This window comes from Bacillus sp. GMs2/2, from assembly GCF_050172095.1.
Taxonomy (GTDB): domain Bacteria; phylum Bacillota; class Bacilli; order Bacillales; family Bacillaceae_G; genus Bacillus_A; species Bacillus_A cereus.
The window spans coordinates 21059-40671 of record NZ_JBNLYE010000002.1 but is presented as its reverse complement, the minus strand read 5'-3'; the positions used below and the strand labels follow the sequence as shown (position 1 = coordinate 40671).

Below are 19613 nucleotides of genomic sequence, written 5' to 3'. Positions count from 1 at the left end.
TTCTTGAATTAACCTTACGTTTTTGTCACTTGACTAAAAAGAAGGGAAGGGTGCTAAATGAAGCGTTTATCGTATTTCTTATTTTTTATATTGATATGCCTAGTCGGTGCTGGGTGTGCAAAGGATAAAGAAGGAGAGAAATTAGAATATAACGGAAGAGCACTCGTAATTGGAGTTGTTGGAGAAAAGCCGAAAGATACGTTTAGGAATGTAAAGTTTGAGGAAATGAAGTTAGAGGCACTGGAAAAGAAATCTAAGGAAGTGGATGGTTTTCTAATAATGAAAGATCACTTTCAAGAAGCCTCAACAGAGCAGTATAAAAATGTATTTTCATCGCTAAAGAAACCAGTGTTTTTTATCGGTTTACAAGATAAATTATATTCAATTTTTATTACAAAAGGGATAGAGTATAACAGTGCACGAAAAGATGTAAATGCGATGTATACGCAAGGTTTTGCGAATATCGGAAGTGGTGAAGGGCAACAATGGGCAATTGGTTTATCAAATGGTGGAAACACAGAAGAAAGTATTCATAATATGTATATCGTAGTATTTCAAACAATTGCAGATTATTTGAATAGATGATGAAGGAGCCTGTAAAAGAGGCTTCTTATTTTTTTAAATAAACGTTTGTTTAAGCTGTATGTTCGGTAGGAAAGAAACCGATGTAACTCAAGGGTTAACAAAGAGAAATGGAGAATTAATCAAACGTTTGTTTAAGCTGTATGTTCGGTAGGAAGAAACTCCTGTAGTTCAAAGGTTAAGAAAGAAAAATGGAGAATTAATCAAACGCTTGTTTAAGATATATGTTTGGTGCAGAATCTAAAAAATTTATATATTTATTTTTTTCTTAACAAATGGCGGAAAAATAAGAAAAATTCGCAGGATTATTAAAAATTATCACGAAATAAGTAAAAGTTTAGCGAATAATGGTTTGAAATAATAAAACGTTTTCTATATGATAAAGGTAAAGGTTAGTAAAAAAGTAGGTGAATTTATGACAGTAACATTTTATTCATATCCAAAGTGTGGCACATGTCAAAAGGCAAAGAAATGGTTTGAGGCAAACGATGTAGCATATGAGATGATTCATATTGTTGAAAATCCACCATCAAAAGAAGATTTACGTAATTTACATAAAAAAAGTGAATTACCATTAAAAAAATTCTTTAATACAAGTGGAATGCGTTACCGTGAACTTGGTCTAAAAGATAAGTTGAAAGATGCAAGCGAAGACGAAATGTATGAGCTTTTAGCATCGGATGGCATGTTGATTAAACGTCCAATTGTAACAGATGGAACGAATGTAACACTTGGTTTTAACGAAGAGCAGTTTGAAAGTGTGTGGAAAAAGTACCAATAAGGTATTTTTACATAATTAATACATTCACTGGAGGTACAGTCATGAGCATTCCAAATAATTTACGTTACTCTGAAGAACACGAATGGGTAAAAACTGAAGGTAATGAAGTTGTTATCGGTATCACTCACTTTGCACAAGGTGAGCTAGGCGATATCGTATTCGTTGAACTTCCTGAAGTAGGTGCAACAATCGAAGCTGACGAGCCATTCGGAAGCGTAGAATCTGTTAAAACAGTTTCTGAGTTATACGCACCTGTAAGCGGTAAAGTTGTAGCAGTAAACGAAGAATTAAGTGACCAACCAGAACTTGTTAACGAATCTCCATACGAGGGTGCATGGATGGTTAAAGTTGAACTTTCTGATGCAAGCCAAGTTGAGAAGTTATTAACTGCAGAAAAATATGCAGAAATGACAAACCAAGACTAATTATAGTCGACTAAAGGACAGCCTTTGTGCTGTCCTTTTTTATTTTGTGTGAAATAATGAAATTCAAGTTATATGTAAATAAATAAGTTATTATGAGAAAAACTGTTTTGTGGTAAGGTTTCATAAGTCTTCACAATCTGAACGAGCCGCTTGCGCTTTTCATTGTCTAGCTCCAGCGGCTAAATTGTTCGGTGGCTTCGCTTCTTCCTGCAAGGCCAAAAGCGCCTTTACGTCAGAAGCTCCATCCCCCTCACAATCTGAATGAGCCGCTTGCGCTTTTCTTTTGCAAAAATAAACAGGAAACAACATGAAAATAACGAATATACTATATACTAAGTTCAAGGTTATATAGTATATGGTGATCGGGTGATGACATATGATTTATGTAGAAAAAGTCATTATTGTAGAAGGTACATCAGATAGAAGAAAGATTGAATCTATTATTCGTGAACCGGTGGAAATTGTTTGTACAAATGGTACAATTGGTTTGTCGAAAATGGATGAGCTCGTTGATCAGTTTTTTGATAAGGAAGTGTATGTGCTAGTGGATGCTGATGATGCTGGAGAAAAGTTAAGGAAACAATTTCGAAAAGAATTTCCGCAAGCCGAGCATATCTATATTGATCGCTCGTACCGAGAAGTGGCAACTGCGCCATCTACACACTTAGCAAATGTATTATGGGGAGCCGACATTGACGTTTATACAGAATATTTACGGTAAGGAATGATAGAAGTGATTGATTGGACAGGAGCCGAAGCTACAGCCCTAATAGAGAACGAAGAAAAAACAGTATTATATGTATATACTCCAATGTGTGGAACATGCCAATTAGCAAAAAAGATGTTAACAGTCGTTGAGATGACAATTGAAGGCCTCAAAATTGGGATGTTAGATTTAAATTATGCTCCGTATTTAGCGAAAGAGTATGGGATTGAAAGTGTACCTTGTTTACTTGTTTTTGAAAATGGGACACTGATGAAGAAGATATACGCATTTCATTCGGTTGAATATTTATATACGGAATTAAAGTAGGCGGCAAAATTTTTGCCGCCTCGACATATTTCTTGGGAAATATGTCGAGATGCAGGGTGGATACAGTATTTGTCGAGCGAAAATAACAGGATTGCTCTTTAGTGAGAGGGAATGGTATGTAATAGAAAGTGATATGAAGGATGTGATTTAGGGTGAGATTATATTCTTTGCTTCAATCATTTGTAAATTACGCTAATGGTCAATATCATTTAGAACCGCTTTTAAGACAGGAAGAAAAAACTGTTAATTTTCGCTTTGGAGATGAAAGTTGTTCGTTACAAATTTCAAGAGATTATATAGAGCTGGTACATGAGGAAAGAGGAACGGAACAAATCATTTGCTTAGATGAAAAGGATATAGAACAATTGGTGAATGGAAATGTACGATTGCAAATGTTAATGAACGATGGACGTGTACAATATTCAGGAACGTACCGAACGATGTTATTAGTGGAATCGATGTTTCATATATGTAAACCGATGTCAGTAGGTGCTTAAAATTCTGAAGTTTCATTTTTTGCGAAAATTTCTGTTGACATGGTTTGTATATATTGATACAATTCAAGTCATAAAATATAGACAATTTCATAAATTACAAATCAGACGAAAATGTAATCTGATTTCTCTTATCAAGAGAGGTGGAGGGACTGTGCCCTGTGAAGCCCGGCAACCGTCAACTTATGTTGAAATGGTGCCAATTCCTGCAAAGCAAATGCTTTGAGAGATGAGAGAGAGGGATAATGTTGTTATATACGCATATAAACCTTTCTGCTTCTCTAAAGCGGAAAGGTTTTTTTATTGTTTGAATGTGGAGGACATTCAAATAATAAAAGTAGTGATAACGGTGGACTACACGCATTAAACATAAAAAATTGCGGAGTCGATCTAAACAAAAAGGGGTGAACATCATGATTTTATTAGAGAACGTAAAGAAAATATATAAGGCGAAAAGCGGTGATGTCACTGCTGTAGATAACGCCAATTTAAAAATAGAAAAAGGTGAAATATTTGGTGTTATTGGATATAGCGGCGCTGGGAAAAGTTCTTTAATCAGATTGTTTAATCAGTTAGAGAAACCGACTTCTGGTCAAATTACAATTGCGAATCGTGTTATATCAGCAATTACAGGAAGTGAACTTCGTAAGGCAAGGCAAGAAATCGGAATGATTTTTCAGCACTTCAACTTACTTTGGTCACGAACTGTACGTGAAAATATAGAGTTTCCACTTGAAATTGCAGGTGTTGATAAAGCGCAGAGAAGAAAACGTGTTGATGAATTAATTCATCTCGTTGGATTAGAAGGGAGAGGAGACGCGTACCCATCTCAGCTGAGCGGAGGACAAAAGCAACGCGTCGGGATTGCAAGAGCTTTAGCTAACAATCCACAAGTGCTTTTATGTGATGAAGCAACGTCAGCTCTTGATCCAGAAACGACAGATCAAATTTTGGATTTACTATTAGACATTAATAAGCGCCTTGGTTTAACAATTGTACTCATTACACATGAGATGCACGTGATTCGAAAGATATGTAACCGAGTAGCGGTAATGGAGAGAGGAAAGATTGTAGAAACGGGTCCAGTACTTGATGTATTCCGTAATCCGAAGCAAGATATTACGAAACGATTTGTACAGCAGTTAACAGATTCTGAAGATACAAATGAAACAATTGAAAGTTTAATTGAAAAATATCCAGATGGAAAAGTAATTCGTTTGCAGTTTATCGGTGAGGCTGTAGAAAGACCAGTGCTTCAACGATTAATGCAACGCAGTGATATAGAAGTTAGCATTTTGCAAGGAAATATTGCACAAACGAATAACGGTTCTTACGGTAGTTTAGTTGTTCATTTAAATGGTGAGGAAACAGCGATCCAGCAAGCAATAGAAGGAATTCATCAAGATCAAGTAGAGCTGGAGGTGATTGCACATGGATAAGTTACTCGCAAATGTTGATTGGAATCAAATGTTAGAAGCAACTGGTGAAACGTTATATATGACGGCAATCGCAGCTCTTGCGACATTTGTTTTAGGACTAATTTTAGGATTGCTACTCTTCATGACAGCGAAAGATAATTTATGGGAAAACAAATCAATTAATACGGTGATTGGAGCATTCGTAAATATATTCCGCTCTATACCGTTCATCATTTTAATTATTTTATTAATCCCATTCACAAAGATTCTTCTTGGAACAATTCTTGGAGCAAGTGCAGCTTTGCCGGCTTTAATTATTGGAGCGGCACCATTCTATGCGAGAATGGTTGAAATTGCACTTCGCGAAATTGATAAAGGTGTAATTGAAGCTTCAAAAGCAATGGGAGCAAAAACAAGCACAATTATTTTGAAAGTGTTAATTCCAGAATCATTACCAGCATTAGTATCTGGTATTACGGTTACGACAATTGCTTTAGTAGGCTATACAGCAATGGCGGGAGTTGTTGGTGCTGGTGGCCTTGGAACACTTGCTTACTTAGAAGGATTCCAGAGAGGGAATAACGATGTAACAATCGTTGCGACAATTTGTGTATTACTAGTTGTATTTTTAATCCAGTGGATTGGTGATAGTTTAACGACTCGAATAGATAAACGATAATAAAAACGGGAGGATATTTTAAATGAAAAAATTATTACTTACGGCACTTATTTCAACTTCAATTTTTGGGTTAGCTGCTTGTGGCGGGAAAGATAAAGATGAAAAGAAACTTGTTGTTGGTGCTTCTAACGTACCGCATGCTGAAATTTTAGAAAAAGCAAAACCGTTACTTGAGAAAAAAGGAATTGAATTAGAAGTGAAAAAATTCCAAGATTACGTGTTGCCAAATAAATCGTTAGCGGATAAGGATTTAGATGCAAACTACTTCCAGCACATTCCGTATTTAGAAAAAGAAATTAAAGATAAAAAATATGATTTTGAAATAGCAGGGAAAATTCATATTGAACCAATTGGTGTATATTCTCAAAAATATAAGAGCTTAAAAGAACTTCCAGACGGGGCGACAATCATTATGAGTAATTCCGTTACTGACCATGGACGTGGTTTAGCAATTTTACAAAAAGAAGGCATTTTAAAAATTAAAGATGGAGTAGATCCAGTTAGTGCAACTCCAAAAGATATTGCAGATAACCCGAAAAACTTAAAGTTCAAAACGGATATTGAGCCAGGTTTGTTACCACAAGTGTATAACAATAAAGAAGGCGACGCTGTTTTAATTAACTCAAACTATGCAATTGATGCAAAATTAAATCCAGAAAAAGATGCAATTGCAATTGAAGGTGATGATTCTCCATATGCAAACGTAGTAGTGGTGCGTAAAGGTGATAAAGATAAAAAGGCGATTAAAGAGCTAGTAGAAGTATTGCATTCAAAAGAAATTCAAGACTTTATTACTAAAGAATATAAAGGTGCTGTACTTCCGATAAGTGAATAAATATAAGGAAAGGACTGGTAATTTTCCAGTTCTTTTTTCTTTATATAAATAAGAAGAAAGGTGTATCATAGAAAGATGTAAATGAAATACTTATATACATTTGTAAAAAAATTGTTACTTTTTTTCGTCGTTTGCGATATCATTTTATTTGATATAAGATTAGAATGAGAATAAAATGAGAATATGAACGTTTTAGGAATTTTTAAAATGTATATATAGGATTAATGGAGGTATTGAGATGGCTGGTTCTACATTAACGGTTAAAGACTTACACGTATCAATTGATGGCAAAGAAATTTTAAAGGGTGTAAACCTTGAAGTAAAAGGTGGAGAAATCCACGCAATTATGGGACCTAACGGAACAGGTAAATCAACTTTATCTTCTGCAATTATGGGTCACCCAAAGTATGAAGTAACAGAAGGTAGCATCATCATCGACGGTGAAGATGTATTAGAAATGGAAGTAGATGAGCGCGCACAAGCGGGTCTATTCCTAGCAATGCAATATCCAAGTGAAATTAGCGGAGTAACAAACGCTGACTTCTTACGTTCTGCAATTAACGCACGTCGTGAAGAAGGCGATGAAATTTCTCTTATGAAATTTATCCGTACATTAGATAAAAACATGGAATTCCTAGAAATGGATCCAGAAATGGCACAACGTTATTTAAACGAAGGTTTCTCTGGTGGAGAGAAAAAACGTAACGAAATTCTTCAATTAATGATGATTGAGCCAAAAATCGCAATCTTAGATGAAATCGACTCAGGTCTTGATATCGATGCATTAAAAGTTGTATCTAAAGGTATTAACGAAATGCGCGGCGAAGAGTTCGGTTGCCTAATGATTACGCATTACCAACGTTTATTAAACTACATCACTCCAGACTTCGTTCACGTTATGATGAACGGTCGTATCGTTAAATCTGGTGGCCCTGAGCTTGCACAACGTCTAGAAGCTGAAGGTTACGACTGGATTAAAAAAGAATTAGGTATTGAAGACGAAACAACAGAGCAAGAAGCGTAAGAGAGGAGCATAAACATGACAATCGGTACATTACCTTTCGATCAAGAAACAATCCGTCAACGCGCAAGCGAAGTAAACGAAGCTGCTTGGTTGACTGAGTTCCGCTTACAAGCTCTTGCACAAGCAACTGAACTTCCAATGCCAACGCCTGATAAAACGAAAATTGACAAATGGGACTTTATCGGAAAAGGCGACGCTGCTAAGCAAGAGCCTGTAAGTTCTTTAACTGAACTTCCAGAAGCAGTGAAAAACTTAATCGATGAAAATAACAGCGTATTAGTGCAACGTACTGGTACAACTGCATTCGTTTCTTTAGCAGACGAAGCAAAAGAAAAAGGTGTTATTTTTACAGACATTGTAACAGCAGCAACTGAGCATGCTGAACTAGTACAAAAGTACTTAATGAAAGACGGCGTGAAAGTAGACGAGCATCGTCTAACTGCACTTCATGCTGCATTAATCAACGGTGGTGCATTCGTATATGTTCCGAAAAACGTTGTTCTTGAAACTCCACTTCAAGCTGTATTCTTAGTAGACGGCGAAGAAGCTAACGTATATAACCACGTACTATTCGTAGCTGATGCGAACAGTACTGCAACTTATGTAGAAAATTATGTTGCAAATGAAAATGCTAAAGGTATTGCAAATATCGTAGCAGAAGTAATCGTGGAACAAGGCGCACAAGTGAAATTCGGTGCGGTTGATCTATTAGCAAAAGACGTAACAACTTACGTTAACCGCCGCGGCGTTGTAGGACGCGACGGCCGTATTGATTGGGCTCTAGGCCTTATGAATGACGGAAACACAATTTCAGAGAACGTTACGAACTTAATGGGCGACGGTTCATATGCTGATACGAAAACAGTAACAATTGGCCGTGGTAACCAAACACAAAACTTTACAACTAAAGTTGTTCACTTCGGTAAACATTCTGAAGGTTGGATTTTAAAACACGGTGTACAAAAAGATAGTGCAACATCTATCTTTAACGGAATTGGTAAAATTGAACACGGTGCATCTAAGTCAAATGCACAACAATCTTCTCGCGTTCTTATGTTAGATGAAAAAGCTCGCGGTGATGCAAACCCAATTCTTTTAATCGACGAAGATGATGTAATGGCAGGTCACGCAGCTTCAGTAGGTCGCGTAGATCCAGTCCAACTATACTACTTGATGAGCCGTGGTATTCCAAAACGCGAAGCAGAACGTTTAGTCATCCATGGATTCTTAGCACCTGTAGTTAATGAGCTTCCAATTGAAGGAGTAAAGGCACAGCTTGTTGAGGTAATTGAAAGGAAAGTTCGCTAATGAATATTCATGAAATACGCAAACAGTTTCCAATTCTTGATCAAAAAGTGAACGGCAAACAACTTGTTTATTTCGATAGTGCAGCAACTTCTCAAAAACCAATTCAAGTCATTGAAACGTTAGAACGTTACTATAAAGAATATAATTCTAACGTGCATCGCGGTGTTCATACGCTCGGTACGAAAGCTACCGACGCGTATGAAGGTGCACGTGAGAAAGTTCGCAAGTTTATCAATGCGAAATCAATGGAAGAGATTATTTTCACACGCGGAACGACAACTGCATTAAATACAGTAGCAGCTAGCTATGGTCTTGAAAATGTAAAAGAAGGCGATGAAATCGTTATTTCTTACATGGAGCACCATAGTAACATCATTCCGTGGCAACAAGTTGCGAAGAAAACTGGCGCGACTTTGAAATACCTTCCGCTTCAACCAGACGGTACAATTTCTTTAGAAGATGTTCGTCAAACTGTTACACCGAATACAAAAATCGTTTCTATTATGCAAGTATCAAACGTACTTGGAACGATTAACCCTGTAAAAGAAATTGGAGCAATCGCACACGAAAACGGCGCAATTATGGTCGTTGACGGTGCACAAAGTACACCTCACATGAAAGTGGATGTACAAGATTTAAACTGTGATTTCTATGCATTATCTGCTCATAAGATGTGCGGACCTACAGGTATCGGCGTATTATATGGTAAGAAAGAATTGCTAAACAATATGGAGCCAATTGAATTTGGTGGTGAAATGATTGATTTCGTAGATTTACAAGAATCTACTTGGAAAGAGCTTCCGTGGAAGTTTGAAGCAGGTACACCGATTATCGGTAATGCAATCGGACTTGGTGCGGCAATTGATTTCCTAGAAGAAATCGGTCTTCATAATATTGAAAAGCATGAGCATGAATTAGCGCAATACGCTTTAGAAAGACTATCAGAAGTAGATGGCGTTACAATTTATGGTCCAAAGCATCGCGCTGGTCTTGTTACATTTAATATTGAAGACGTACATCCTCACGATGTAGCGACTGTATTAGATGTAGAAGGCATTGCAGTTCGCGCAGGACATCACTGTGCACAACCGCTTATGAAGTGGCTAAAAGCTTCTTCAACAGCACGTGCGAGCTTCTATTTATATAATACAAAAGAAGAAATTGATACATTTGTTGACTCGCTAATCAAGACAAAGGAGTATTTCACAAATGTCATTTAATAATTTAGATACGTTATATCGTCAAGTTATTATGGATCATTATAAAAATCCTCGTAACCATGGCGTATTAGAAGATAGTGTTACCGTTAACTTGAACAATCCAACTTGCGGCGATCGTATTCAACTTACGATGAAAGTAGAAGAAGGTATTGTGCAAGAGGCGAAGTTTGAAGGCGAAGGATGTTCAATCTCAATGTCTTCAGCTTCAATGATGACACAAGCAGTAAAAGGTAAGAAAATTGAAGAAGCACTTCAGCTTTCGAAAATTTTCTCTGACATGATGCTAGGAAAAGAGTACGATGACAGCATCGATTTAGGAGATATTGAAGCATTACAAGGCGTATGCAAGTTCCCTGCACGTATTAAATGTGCAACATTAGCGTGGAAAGCGTTAGAAAAGGGCTTAAACGAAGATAAGTAATGTTAAAGGTTCCTAAAAACGAGGTTATCTAAGGAGGGACACACCAACATGGCGAAGCAACTGCCAGATATCGGCGATTATAAATATGGTTTCAAAGACAAAGACGTTTCGATTTTCCGTGCTGGACGCGGTTTAACAAAAGAAATCGTTGAAGAAATTTCACGTATGAAAGAAGAACCACAGTGGATGTTAGACTTCCGTTTAAAATCACTGGATAAGTTCTACGAAATGCCAATGCCACAATGGGGCGGCGACTTAAACGACTTAGATTTCGATGAAATTACGTACTACGTAAAACCATCTGAGAAATCTGAGAAGTCTTGGGATGAAGTACCTGATGAAATTAAAGCAACATTTGATAAATTAGGTATTCCAGAAGCTGAGCAAAAATATTTAGCTGGTGTATCTGCACAGTACGAATCTGAAGTTGTATACCACAACATGAAAGAAGACCTAGAAGCTCTAGGAATCGTCTTCAAAGATACAGATAGCGCATTAAAAGAGAACGAAGATATTTTCCGTGAACATTTCGGAAAAGTAATCCCACCAACAGACAACAAATTCTCTGCATTAAACTCTGCAGTTTGGTCTGGTGGATCATTCATCTACGTTCCAAAAGGTGTTAAAGTTGATACACCACTTCAAGCGTATTTCCGTATTAACTCTGAAAATATGGGACAATTCGAGCGTACGCTTATCATCGTAGACGAAGGCGCACACGTACACTACGTAGAAGGTTGTACAGCACCTGTTTACACTACTAACTCACTTCACAGTGCGGTAGTAGAAATCATCATTAAAAAAGATGCTTATTGCCGTTATACAACAATCCAAAACTGGGCGAACAACGTATACAACCTAGTTACAAAACGTGCGGTTTGTGAAGAAAACGCAACGATGGAATGGATTGACGGTAACATCGGATCTAAATTAACGATGAAATACCCAGCAGTTATCTTAAAAGGCGAAGGCGCTCGTGGTTTAACATTATCTATCGCGATTGCTGGTAAAGGCCAACACCAAGATGCTGGTGCGAAAATGATTCACTTAGCACCAAACACGTCTTCAACAATCGTTTCTAAATCGATTGCGAAGCATGGTGGTAAAGTAACTTACCGTGGTATCGTACACTTCGGACCAAAAGCGAAAAACTCTCGCTCTAACATCGAGTGTGACACGTTAATCATGGATAACCAATCTACATCTGATACAATTCCTTACAACGAAATCAAAAACGATTACGTTTCACTTGAGCACGAAGCGAAAGTATCTAAAGTATCAGAAGAACAATTATTCTACCTAATGAGCCGTGGTATTTCTGAGCAAGAAGCTACAGAAATGATCGTAATGGGCTTCATTGAACCATTCACTCGCGAACTTCCAATGGAATACGCAGTTGAAATGAACCGCCTAATCAAGTTTGAGATGGAAGGTTCTATTGGTTAAATAGAAATGCGGAGCCGACTGTTCAGACCCGTTGGCTAAGGTTCTTTCGCACAGAAGATGCTTTTTATCTTCTCGTGCGGAAGGTTCTTAGACATGAGGGTCTAGGAGGCAAAGCTGGATAATATATGCATGAAGAAAGCGCCCTGCTGTGCAGGGCGCTTTTTTGTTTTGCGGATTTGTCTTGGCTTGGGAGGGGATACCCGGGTGGGTGTTCAGTTAAATATATCAGCGATTTTTCAAATATATCGACCATAACTCGGAATATATCAGCGATTATTTCAATATATCGACGATTCGACAAGGGATATCGACTTATCAACAAATTACGACATAGCAAGAGGAACGAATACCCCGCACCCTTCAAACAGGAAAGGAGCATTTATATATAAAGAGGGCGACTGGAAGTAATTTAGATTAAAATAATGACAAATGCAGCAAAGAACTTATGGGAAAATCCCCACGGCTAACTTTCTGACAAATCCCCGCTCTACCAACTAATCCCCACACTGGCAAAAATAAAGTTTCTCGTATAAAAAGGACAATCTTTTGCTTTTTCTCACAATGCGAGTACAATGTAAAATAGCAAGAAAAGACGAAAAGTATTTACAGGATTATTGTGTGCGCATAGCGTAAATGGCAGTAAGGAACTGAGAGGAGGTTTTTTCTCTGAATACAAATAAAGAAACAATCATCCACCTTTATCATACAAACGATATACATAGTCATTTTGAAAATTGGCCGCAAATTTCTCGGTTTGTTCTAGGGGAGAAAAAGCGAAGACAGGAAGCGGGAGAGACTGTTTTGACGGTTGATATCGGCGATCATGTGGATCGTTTTCATAGTATTTCGGAAGCGACGAATGGACTTGGGAATACGAAGCTTTTGAATGAGGCGTTATATGATTATGTAACGATCGGAAATAATGAAGGAATTACGTTAGCGAAGGAGCATTTGAATCGGCTCTATGATGATGCTGGATTTGAAATACTTGTCGCAAATTTATTTGAAAAAGAAGGGGTACGTCCGTCATGGGCAAGGCCTTATAAATTGCATACAACGACGGATGGGATTACCATTGCTTTTATCGGATTAACGGTAGCTTATCCAGAGTTTTATCAGATGCTCGATTGGCATATTGAAGATCCCATTATTCATTTAGAGTCTATTTTAGAAGAAGTGAAAGATGAGGCTCATATTACGGTTGTCCTTTCTCACCTTGGAAAAAGTATGGATGAGTATATGGCAGAGCATTATGATATAGATGTTATTTTAGGAGCACATACGCATCATTTATTTGAGCGTGGTATTCTACTGAATAATACTTTACTTTGTTGTTGTGAAAAGTGGGGACGTTACGTTGGTCACGTGCAGCTTACTGTGGATATCGAGATGAAGAAATTGCTGAAAAAAGACGGTAGAGCGATTAAGACGGAACGGTTAGGTGCTTATAGCAAGCCGTTATCCACAATTGAAATACTGCAGGAAGAAAGTGAGCATATAATGGCAGAGTCTGTCGTTCATTTAAAAGAGTCATTACCGGTTGATTGGTTTCAGGAGACGCCGTTTTCTCACATGTTAGCAAGTGCGCTGAAAACATGGTGCAATGCAGAGATTGGCATGGTGAACGCTGGTGTACTTCTTGAAGGGTTAGAAGAGGGTGTTGTAACGCGCGGAGATATTCACAGAATTTGTCCACATCCAATTAATCCGTGTGCTTTGAAAGTTCCAGGAAAGATATTAAGAGAAGTTATTTTGAAAGCACGTAAGCCGAATATGGAGAATCTTGAGGTGAAAGGATTCGGATTTCGGGGAAAAGTGATGGGGAAAATGATTTACGCTGGTGTAGAAGTCATTCCAGATACGATTCCCGGGAATAAAATTTTACTCGAAGATGTATTAATTAACGGGGAATCGCTGGAATTAGATCGTATATATACAGTAGGAACGATTGATATGTTTACATTTGGCTACTTATACCCAGAGCTATCCACACTTTCTGACAAACAATATTATATGCCAGAACTACTTAGAGATGTGTTAACAGATATGTTAATAACTTATACATCTTCCGTTAAACTATAGGCTAGTTAACTTGTAACACTCATTTTTCTCTTGTCATACAGATAAGAAAGAGAGGAGTGTGAACTATGGTTAATGTGGAGCCAATTATAATTGATAATTATACGTTTATTGCAGTTAGCGTGAAACTTCCAAAGACGAATTTGCTAGCTGTAATGAGCGATAAAGGATATATTATGTGTGGTGCATTAGATGTAGGTCTTTTAAATGAGAAATTAGGTGATCGAGGAATTATTGCTGGCCGTGCGGTTGGTGTAAGAACGATTGAACAACTTCTTGAAGCGCCACTAGAATCGGTAACGACTGGAGCTGAAGCATTAGGCATTCCAGCAGGTACGATTGGAAAAGAAGCATTATTAAAAATGAGATAAGCATATATCGTCCCTCCTTCTTGCATAGAAATGATATAAGAAGGAGGTTTTTTTATGAGTATATTTCGCTCGAAAAACTCGCGGTTTCGAAGGGGACCTATTGCCTTTCGGTATATACTGCTTATGTCGTTTATTCTTTTTGTTATATTACTTACGCAAGGGTTGTGGATTGTGAATAATAATATTCAGCCGACCTTAATTAAATATGGGGAAGTAGAGACACATAAAATGGCGACGGCAATTATGACGAAGGCAGTAAAGGATCGAATTAATGAAGGATTCGATGTAGATTCATTAATGAAAGTACAGAATGATAAAAACGGAAAAGTATCCACAATTAATTTAAATACAAAGCAAGTAAATGAAATTGTAACATCAACGACCACGTACATAGAAAAATATTTACAGCAAGTAGAACAAGGGAAGTTGAAGGAGCTAGGTATTGCTGAAAAAAACGGCGCGACTATGGCAGTTCCTTTTGGGCGTGTAACTGATAATGCACTTCTTGGTAATATAGGACCAGATATTCCGATTCATTTCACGCCAGTTGGACATGTGAATACAGATATTAAACAAAAAATTGAGCCGCATGGGATTAATACTACAGCGATTCAAATTGTTATGGAAATGGAAGTAACATTGCAAGTGATTATTCCATTTCATACGAAAGAGATAAAGGTGAAACAAAATGTTCCGATTGCGACGCGTATCGTTCAAGGGGAAGTGCCTACGTATTATGGAAGCGGAAGTGTTGCTGTACCTGATAAAAAGAAAACAGATAGTTAGTCGCATATAAAGTGAAACTCGGTTCAGTCAGGCTTTTACTGGATAAAAAATAACCGTAGCAATGCAGCTACGGTTATCGTTTTGTATTTGCTCGTTCTTTGCGCTCCCAAAGGCTTAAATGCATGTATGGATCGAAGGCCCATTCTGTATAGCCATTGTCTTTATACATGCCAAAATGTAAGTGGGGCGGAAATTTTCCGGCTGTACCAGGAGGTCCATAACCAGTGCTACCAACAAATCCCAGTACTTTTCCTGGCTCAACAATTTGTCCAAGCTGTATTTCTTTTGAAAACCCGCCTAAATGAGCGTAATAATGGTAATTGTTATGAAGGTCGCGAATACCAATGCGCCATCCACCAAGGCGGTTCCAACCTTTCGTTTCAATAATGCCATAGCAAGTCGATCTTACTGGCACGCCATATCCGGCAAAAATATCGGTTCCTTCATGAATCCTTCTGCCGCCAAAACTTCTTCCAGCGCCGAAAGTACTACGGTAGCTATGGTCACTACGGATCGGAAGAGGAAAAGCATTTCCTTCTAAATTAATACGTCCATAATGTTTATAAATTTGGGCGTATTCGCTAATTAAATCAACTGTTTTGGCACGTCTATAATATTCCCAGAGCATAATTTTAATACGGTCTTCTGACGTTCCTTGTTTCCTTAAAATAGTCGCTGCGGTATGCAGAAGATCACGGTCGCTATTTGTATTTGCAAATCCATCTTTGTCACCATCTAAACCTATTCCGCCAAATAGAGAAATTGTATGGGGAAGAGTATCGTTACTATTAATAGGTCCAGCCCATATTTCTGGTTTGAAATAAAGGGAAATGATGGCATCTGGTTTTTTCGGAATATCTTTTCTTACGCTCCGTATATTTCTTTCATATTGATCCATTGCAGCTAAGTAATACCATGGAATGCCTGAAGACTGCTCGGTTTCTTTATATAGTGCCATGCGCTTTTCGTATATGCTTTGCTGATTATCTTCACCGTAAGCGATGTTTTGGTGGAGAAGAAAACAAATAGAAAGCAAAAGAGAAATTTTTCGAAGCATGAAATAGACTCCTTTCACAACATCACTCTTTTTAGTGTGGGATATACGGAGTATTTCATTATAGGGAACGATTGGAAAAAATCTTAGAATCTTCATTTGAGCAAATCGCTTTCATACGTTAGAATAGATATGTTACATTGAAAGAAGCGAACACGGTAAACTATTTCATATTGTGCGGAGTTGATAACCATGACAAAACAAACAGAATATAAGCGCAAGCCCGAATGGTTGAAAATTAAGTTAAACACGAATGAAAACTATACAGGCTTAAAGAAAATGATGCGTTCTAAAAATCTTCATACCGTTTGTGAGGAAGCAAAATGTCCGAATATTCATGAATGCTGGGCTGTAAGAAAAACAGCAACATTTATGATTTTAGGTGCGGTTTGTACACGTGCTTGTCGTTTTTGTGCGGTTAAAACAGGCTTACCAACTGAGCTTGATTTACAAGAACCAGAACGCGTGGCAGATTCAGTAGTACAAATGGGCTTAAAGCACGTTGTTATAACAGCGGTTGCACGTGATGATTTAAAAGACGGCGGAGCAGCTGTTTTTGCTGAAACAGTACGCGCTGTACGTCGTAAAAATCCATTTACGTCAATCGAAGTATTACCATCTGATATGGGTGGAGTAGAAGAAAACTTAAAAATGTTAATGGATGCAAAACCAGATATTTTAAACCATAACATTGAAACAGTACGTCGATTATCTGACCGAGTTCGCGCTAGAGCAAAATATGAACGTTCATTAGAGTTTTTACGTCGAGCGAAAGAAATGCAGCCTGATATTCCAACTAAATCGAGCATTATGGTGGGCTTAGGTGAAACGAGAGAAGATTTAATTGAAGCAATGGATGACTTACGTGCAAACAATGTGGATATTTTAACTCTTGGGCAATACCTACAACCATCTAAGAAGCATTTACCAGTTCTTAAATATTACCCACCAGCAGAATTTGCAGAGCTTAAAGAAATTGCACTTAGCAAAGGATTTAGCCACTGTGAAGCTGGCCCACTTGTGCGTTCTTCTTACCATGCGGACGAGCAAGTACGTTCTGCAAAAGAAAAAACAGCAGAAGCTAAATAATGAAAAAAGAGAGCTAACGATTAGCTCTCTTTTTGTTTATACTCTAAAACGGTATTTGGACATGTTAATAAAATCTTTTTTAATTCTTCTGTGGATAATTCAATTGTAAATTCAGGTACACCAGGTGTAATTAAAATTTTATCGTACGTATAAATAGCGTTATCCACAATAATTGTTACATCGTGTGAATATCCGAAAGGAGCCACACATCCCGGCGTACAACCAGTTTTGTCTCGCAGTTCATCAGGAGAACAGAGAGATAACCGTTCTCCTGTTAGTTCTTTCATCTCTCCCCGGTTGAGCCTTGTGCCCTCTAACGTAAAAAATACGTAATAATCTCCAGACTTTGATTTTAAAAATAAGCTTTTACTTGGAGTGCCTTGTAAGCCGAGTCTCTCACGTACAATCCGATCTGTCTCATAATCGAGTACTGGTTCGTGTTCAAATTTTTCATAAGAAACATTTGTTTTATGTAGTAGAGCAAGTACATCTTCGTACATATGGAGTGATACCCCTTTCTATTATTAGTACAGTTTCTTCTCGTGGCGTCAACTGAATGTTTTGGAAAGGGATATTACTTAGAAGATGCTTCCCATAAGCGTTTTATGATACATTGTTCGTCGATTGTAATTTCGTAAATATCAGGATTCGTTAAAGTTCTCCATTCATTAAAGCCAATCGTATGATTAAAATGCTTTAAAATGAGCGTAAGTAAATTGCCATGTGTAACAAGTAGTGTTGTCGTATGGTTTAATTGTAAAACGTCTTGAATAAGCGATATGGCACGGTCTGTTGCTTGTTTTGTTGACTCTCCGCCTGAAAAGGCAATATCTATATTTGTAAAAGTAGATTCTAGTTTTTGCATCCAATCATCCATTGGAACGTTGCTCAATATGCGTTCAGTTAATCGTTCATCTTCTTGGATAGATAAGTTAGCTTGGAGCGCATAGGGCCGAATGGAATCGATAGCTCGGACAAATGGGCTTGAAATAATATGATCGATTTGTAGATGATTTTCTAAGAGGAATGTAGCAAGGGTATTTGCTTGGTCTTTTCCATCGGTCGTTAATTCAGCATCACGTTTTTGCCCAGTTGCTGAACAATGTCGTATTACAATAATTTTCTTCATAATTCATCCCCATCTTTCAAGTTGACGCTATATACTTCGACAAATGTGGAAATAATTCCTTTTTCTTGTAAAACGGCATATGGATTTAAATATGTGGAAAAGTAATGTGGATGATGAACATTTGAGGTGCAATCATGAATAAAATGATATGTATTGTAGTTAGTCTTTGTTTTTTTATACACTTGTCCACAACTTATGCAGAGTCGAATCAAAAAGTAAATTATCCAAGCAATCGAAATAAGTCATTTGTGAGTGAGGATATTTTTTATAAACAGTTAGATAAGAAAATCTATAAAGAATACAATAATGCAGCATATAGTGTTCGAAAAAAAATCTTATTTAAAGAAGTGCCCGATGAAGAATTTTCTTTCCTACAAAAAACAGCCGTGGGTTGTCGGAGTAGTGTGATGCTTCAAGATTTTTTTGTTCATCCTGATCGCCAAGTTTATTTTTTTGCTTCCTTTTCTCAAAATGAAGTAGAAGAGTTTCATAAATATATCGTTATAGATGCAGAAACAAAGAGGGAGCTGCAAGAAGGAAAAAGCTATCAACATTGCGACAATCCATAAAAAATAAACCACCAATCGGTGGTTTATTTTTTACTCCGGTACACTCATTAATTTCGCTTTCATTTTGCGAATAAGAACGACAGCGCCAATTGTACAAAGAAGTGTAATTCCTTCTGCAACGAAGATATTGATTGTTTTTGTTTGGTAAAGTGCCGCGAAAAAGTCTACAAATGCGTGGAATAGTATAGCGTATACTAGGAAGATATATTTCTTCTGTTTTACTGCGTATAAAACAAGCATTGTAAAGGCAATTTGAAGCACGAGTGCCATAATTCTTTCTAAGCTACCAAGGAAGTATAAGTAGGCAGGTTGCTGAATTAACATGTCCTGTAAAATGCTCAGCTCGGGTTTTTGTTCAATCAGTCGAGCGAAGCTACCATCGTTAATAGAATTAGCAAAGATTAATGCTTGTAATGCAGAAAAACCGCCAATTAAAATAGATTCAATTCCGCCGTGACCAATTCCATAAGCGAAGCCATCTTTATATTCTAGATATTTTTTTAGTAAGAAGAAGAAGGCAACGAAGCGTCCTAATTCTTCAAAAATACCAGCAGTCAATCCGCCATAAATTGCGAAGACAAACGGATTTTCTAAAAATGGAGCGATTGTTGGATTACCGCGCATAAATAGGTGGAATGGTGTTTCAAGAATTTGGGTAAATCCGATAAAGATAAGAACACCAATGCCGACCACTTTCCAATTCATATTATATTTTTTACGGAAATAAACGAGTACAATAATTGGGACCAGAATCGAGACAATGAGTTGAAAGATGATGCTGGCAATTACAGTATTTGAAACCATACTTTCACCGCTTTCTAATATATGTACATAACTATTATGCATCAAATATAGGAGAGATGAAACTTT

Annotated in this window: 24 protein-coding genes and 1 riboswitch; of the genes, 19 read left to right on the top strand and 5 right to left on the bottom strand. The window is 37.3% G+C overall.

Translation table 11 applies throughout. From position 1 onward, the window contains the following. The first annotated feature begins 57 nt into the window (after positions 1–57). The 3 genes from ACQGS6_RS00770 to gcvH all read left to right on the top strand — a co-directional run bounded on the left by ACQGS6_RS00770 (position 58) and on the right by gcvH (position 1788). Complete coding sequence (locus ACQGS6_RS00770) at positions 58–585, top strand: hypothetical protein (RefSeq protein WP_000826875.1); 528 nt, start codon at positions 58–60, stop codon at positions 583–585. A gap of 412 nt (positions 586–997) precedes the next feature. After that, the gene (locus ACQGS6_RS00765) at positions 998–1363 is read left to right on the top strand and encodes an arsenate reductase family protein (protein ID WP_113304171.1); all 366 of its coding nucleotides are present in this window, start codon (positions 998–1000) and stop codon (positions 1361–1363) included. 41 nt (positions 1364–1404) lie between these two features. Beyond that, positions 1405–1788, top strand: a complete 384-nt coding sequence (gene gcvH / locus ACQGS6_RS00760) for a glycine cleavage system protein GcvH (protein ID WP_000026896.1) — start codon at positions 1405–1407, stop codon at positions 1786–1788. A 159-nt stretch (positions 1789–1947) separates the two neighbouring features. On the opposite strand, the gene ACQGS6_RS00755 is transcribed toward gcvH, so the two are convergent. Beyond that, complete coding sequence (locus tag ACQGS6_RS00755) at positions 1948–2097, bottom strand: hypothetical protein (RefSeq protein WP_175425286.1); 150 nt, start codon at positions 2095–2097, stop codon at positions 1948–1950. Positions 2098–2164: 67 nt separating this feature from the next. Between ACQGS6_RS00755 and ACQGS6_RS00750 the strand changes: the two genes are divergently transcribed. The 14 genes from ACQGS6_RS00750 (at position 2165) to yunB (ending at position 14902) form a co-directional block, all read left to right on the top strand. Further along, a complete protein-coding gene (locus ACQGS6_RS00750; RefSeq protein WP_000640870.1) occupies positions 2165–2509 on the top strand; it encodes a toprim domain-containing protein in 345 nt (114 codons plus the stop codon). A 3-nt stretch (positions 2510–2512) separates the two neighbouring features. Then, the gene (locus ACQGS6_RS00745; protein WP_002062684.1) at positions 2513–2821 is read left to right on the top strand and encodes a thioredoxin family protein; all 309 of its coding nucleotides are present in this window, start codon (positions 2513–2515) and stop codon (positions 2819–2821) included. Positions 2822–2973: 152 nt separating this feature from the next. After that, positions 2974–3318: a hypothetical protein gene (locus tag ACQGS6_RS00740; protein WP_001242139.1), complete on the top strand. Its 345-nt coding sequence runs from the start codon at positions 2974–2976 to the stop codon at positions 3316–3318. Positions 3319–3443: 125 nt separating this feature from the next. Next, positions 3444–3551, top strand: a riboswitch (SAM riboswitch). A gap of 177 nt (positions 3552–3728) precedes the next feature. Beyond that, complete coding sequence (locus ACQGS6_RS00735; protein WP_000601781.1) at positions 3729–4754, top strand: methionine ABC transporter ATP-binding protein; 1026 nt, start codon at positions 3729–3731, stop codon at positions 4752–4754. Next, positions 4747–5412 carry a methionine ABC transporter permease gene (locus ACQGS6_RS00730; RefSeq protein WP_000359401.1) on the top strand — a complete coding sequence of 222 codons (666 nt, stop codon included), beginning with the start codon at positions 4747–4749 and terminating at the stop codon, positions 5410–5412. Before ACQGS6_RS00735 ends, ACQGS6_RS00730 begins: the two co-directional genes overlap by 8 nt. A gap of 22 nt (positions 5413–5434) precedes the next feature. After that, the gene (gene metQ / locus ACQGS6_RS00725) at positions 5435–6247 is read left to right on the top strand and encodes a methionine ABC transporter substrate-binding lipoprotein MetQ (protein WP_000735086.1); all 813 of its coding nucleotides are present in this window, start codon (positions 5435–5437) and stop codon (positions 6245–6247) included. Positions 6248–6485: 238 nt separating this feature from the next. Further along, a complete protein-coding gene (sufC, locus tag ACQGS6_RS00720; protein WP_000929160.1) occupies positions 6486–7271 on the top strand; it encodes a Fe-S cluster assembly ATPase SufC in 786 nt (261 codons plus the stop codon). A gap of 15 nt (positions 7272–7286) precedes the next feature. Further along, complete coding sequence (gene sufD, locus ACQGS6_RS00715; RefSeq protein ID WP_000152167.1) at positions 7287–8579, top strand: Fe-S cluster assembly protein SufD; 1293 nt, start codon at positions 7287–7289, stop codon at positions 8577–8579. Then, complete coding sequence (gene sufS / locus ACQGS6_RS00710) at positions 8579–9799, top strand: cysteine desulfurase SufS (RefSeq protein ID WP_001020768.1); 1221 nt, start codon at positions 8579–8581, stop codon at positions 9797–9799. The genes sufD and sufS overlap by 1 nt, the downstream gene beginning before the upstream one ends. Beyond that, entirely contained in the window at positions 9789–10220 is a 432-nt protein-coding gene (gene sufU / locus ACQGS6_RS00705; RefSeq protein WP_000009523.1) for a Fe-S cluster assembly sulfur transfer protein SufU, read from the top strand. Before sufS ends, sufU begins: the two co-directional genes overlap by 11 nt. Positions 10221–10268: 48 nt before the next feature. Next, on the top strand, positions 10269–11666 hold the full coding sequence (sufB, locus tag ACQGS6_RS00700) for a Fe-S cluster assembly protein SufB (protein WP_001118827.1): 1398 nt from the start codon (positions 10269–10271) through the stop codon (positions 11664–11666). A gap of 666 nt (positions 11667–12332) precedes the next feature. Beyond that, positions 12333–13748 carry a bifunctional metallophosphatase/5'-nucleotidase gene (locus ACQGS6_RS00695; protein WP_153597976.1) on the top strand — a complete coding sequence of 472 codons (1416 nt, stop codon included), beginning with the start codon at positions 12333–12335 and terminating at the stop codon, positions 13746–13748. Between the two features lie 65 nt (positions 13749–13813). Beyond that, positions 13814–14116: a YunC family protein gene (locus ACQGS6_RS00690; protein WP_000248466.1), complete on the top strand. Its 303-nt coding sequence runs from the start codon at positions 13814–13816 to the stop codon at positions 14114–14116. A gap of 54 nt (positions 14117–14170) precedes the next feature. Continuing rightward, entirely contained in the window at positions 14171–14902 is a 732-nt protein-coding gene (gene yunB / locus ACQGS6_RS00685; RefSeq protein WP_000021802.1) for a sporulation protein YunB, read from the top strand. Between the two features lie 73 nt (positions 14903–14975). Here the strand turns inward: yunB and ACQGS6_RS00680 are convergent, their stop codons facing one another. Beyond that, positions 14976–15959 (bottom strand): M23 family metallopeptidase, encoded by a 984-nt coding sequence (locus tag ACQGS6_RS00680; protein ID WP_326318536.1) that lies wholly within the window; start codon positions 15957–15959, stop codon positions 14976–14978. A 189-nt stretch (positions 15960–16148) separates the two neighbouring features. Between ACQGS6_RS00680 and lipA the strand changes: the two genes are divergently transcribed. Continuing rightward, the gene (gene lipA / locus ACQGS6_RS00675) at positions 16149–17045 is read left to right on the top strand and encodes a lipoyl synthase (RefSeq protein WP_000166372.1); all 897 of its coding nucleotides are present in this window, start codon (positions 16149–16151) and stop codon (positions 17043–17045) included. 20 nt (positions 17046–17065) lie between these two features. Here the strand turns inward: lipA and ACQGS6_RS00670 are convergent, their stop codons facing one another. Continuing rightward, the gene (locus tag ACQGS6_RS00670) at positions 17066–17545 is read right to left on the bottom strand and encodes a YbaK/EbsC family protein (RefSeq protein WP_000272747.1); all 480 of its coding nucleotides are present in this window, start codon (positions 17543–17545) and stop codon (positions 17066–17068) included. 74 nt (positions 17546–17619) lie between these two features. Further along, complete coding sequence (locus ACQGS6_RS00665; protein ID WP_000721050.1) at positions 17620–18174, bottom strand: histidine phosphatase family protein; 555 nt, start codon at positions 18172–18174, stop codon at positions 17620–17622. 134 nt (positions 18175–18308) lie between these two features. Between ACQGS6_RS00665 and ACQGS6_RS00660 the strand changes: the two genes are divergently transcribed. Further along, positions 18309–18743 (top strand): hypothetical protein, encoded by a 435-nt coding sequence (locus ACQGS6_RS00660; RefSeq protein ID WP_001038439.1) that lies wholly within the window; start codon positions 18309–18311, stop codon positions 18741–18743. Positions 18744–18773: 30 nt separating this feature from the next. Here ACQGS6_RS00660 and ACQGS6_RS00655 read toward each other — a convergent pair whose 3' ends face one another. Continuing rightward, positions 18774–19589 carry a YhfC family intramembrane metalloprotease gene (locus ACQGS6_RS00655; RefSeq protein WP_002101508.1) on the bottom strand — a complete coding sequence of 272 codons (816 nt, stop codon included), beginning with the start codon at positions 19587–19589 and terminating at the stop codon, positions 18774–18776. Positions 19590–19613 lie beyond the last annotated feature (24 nt).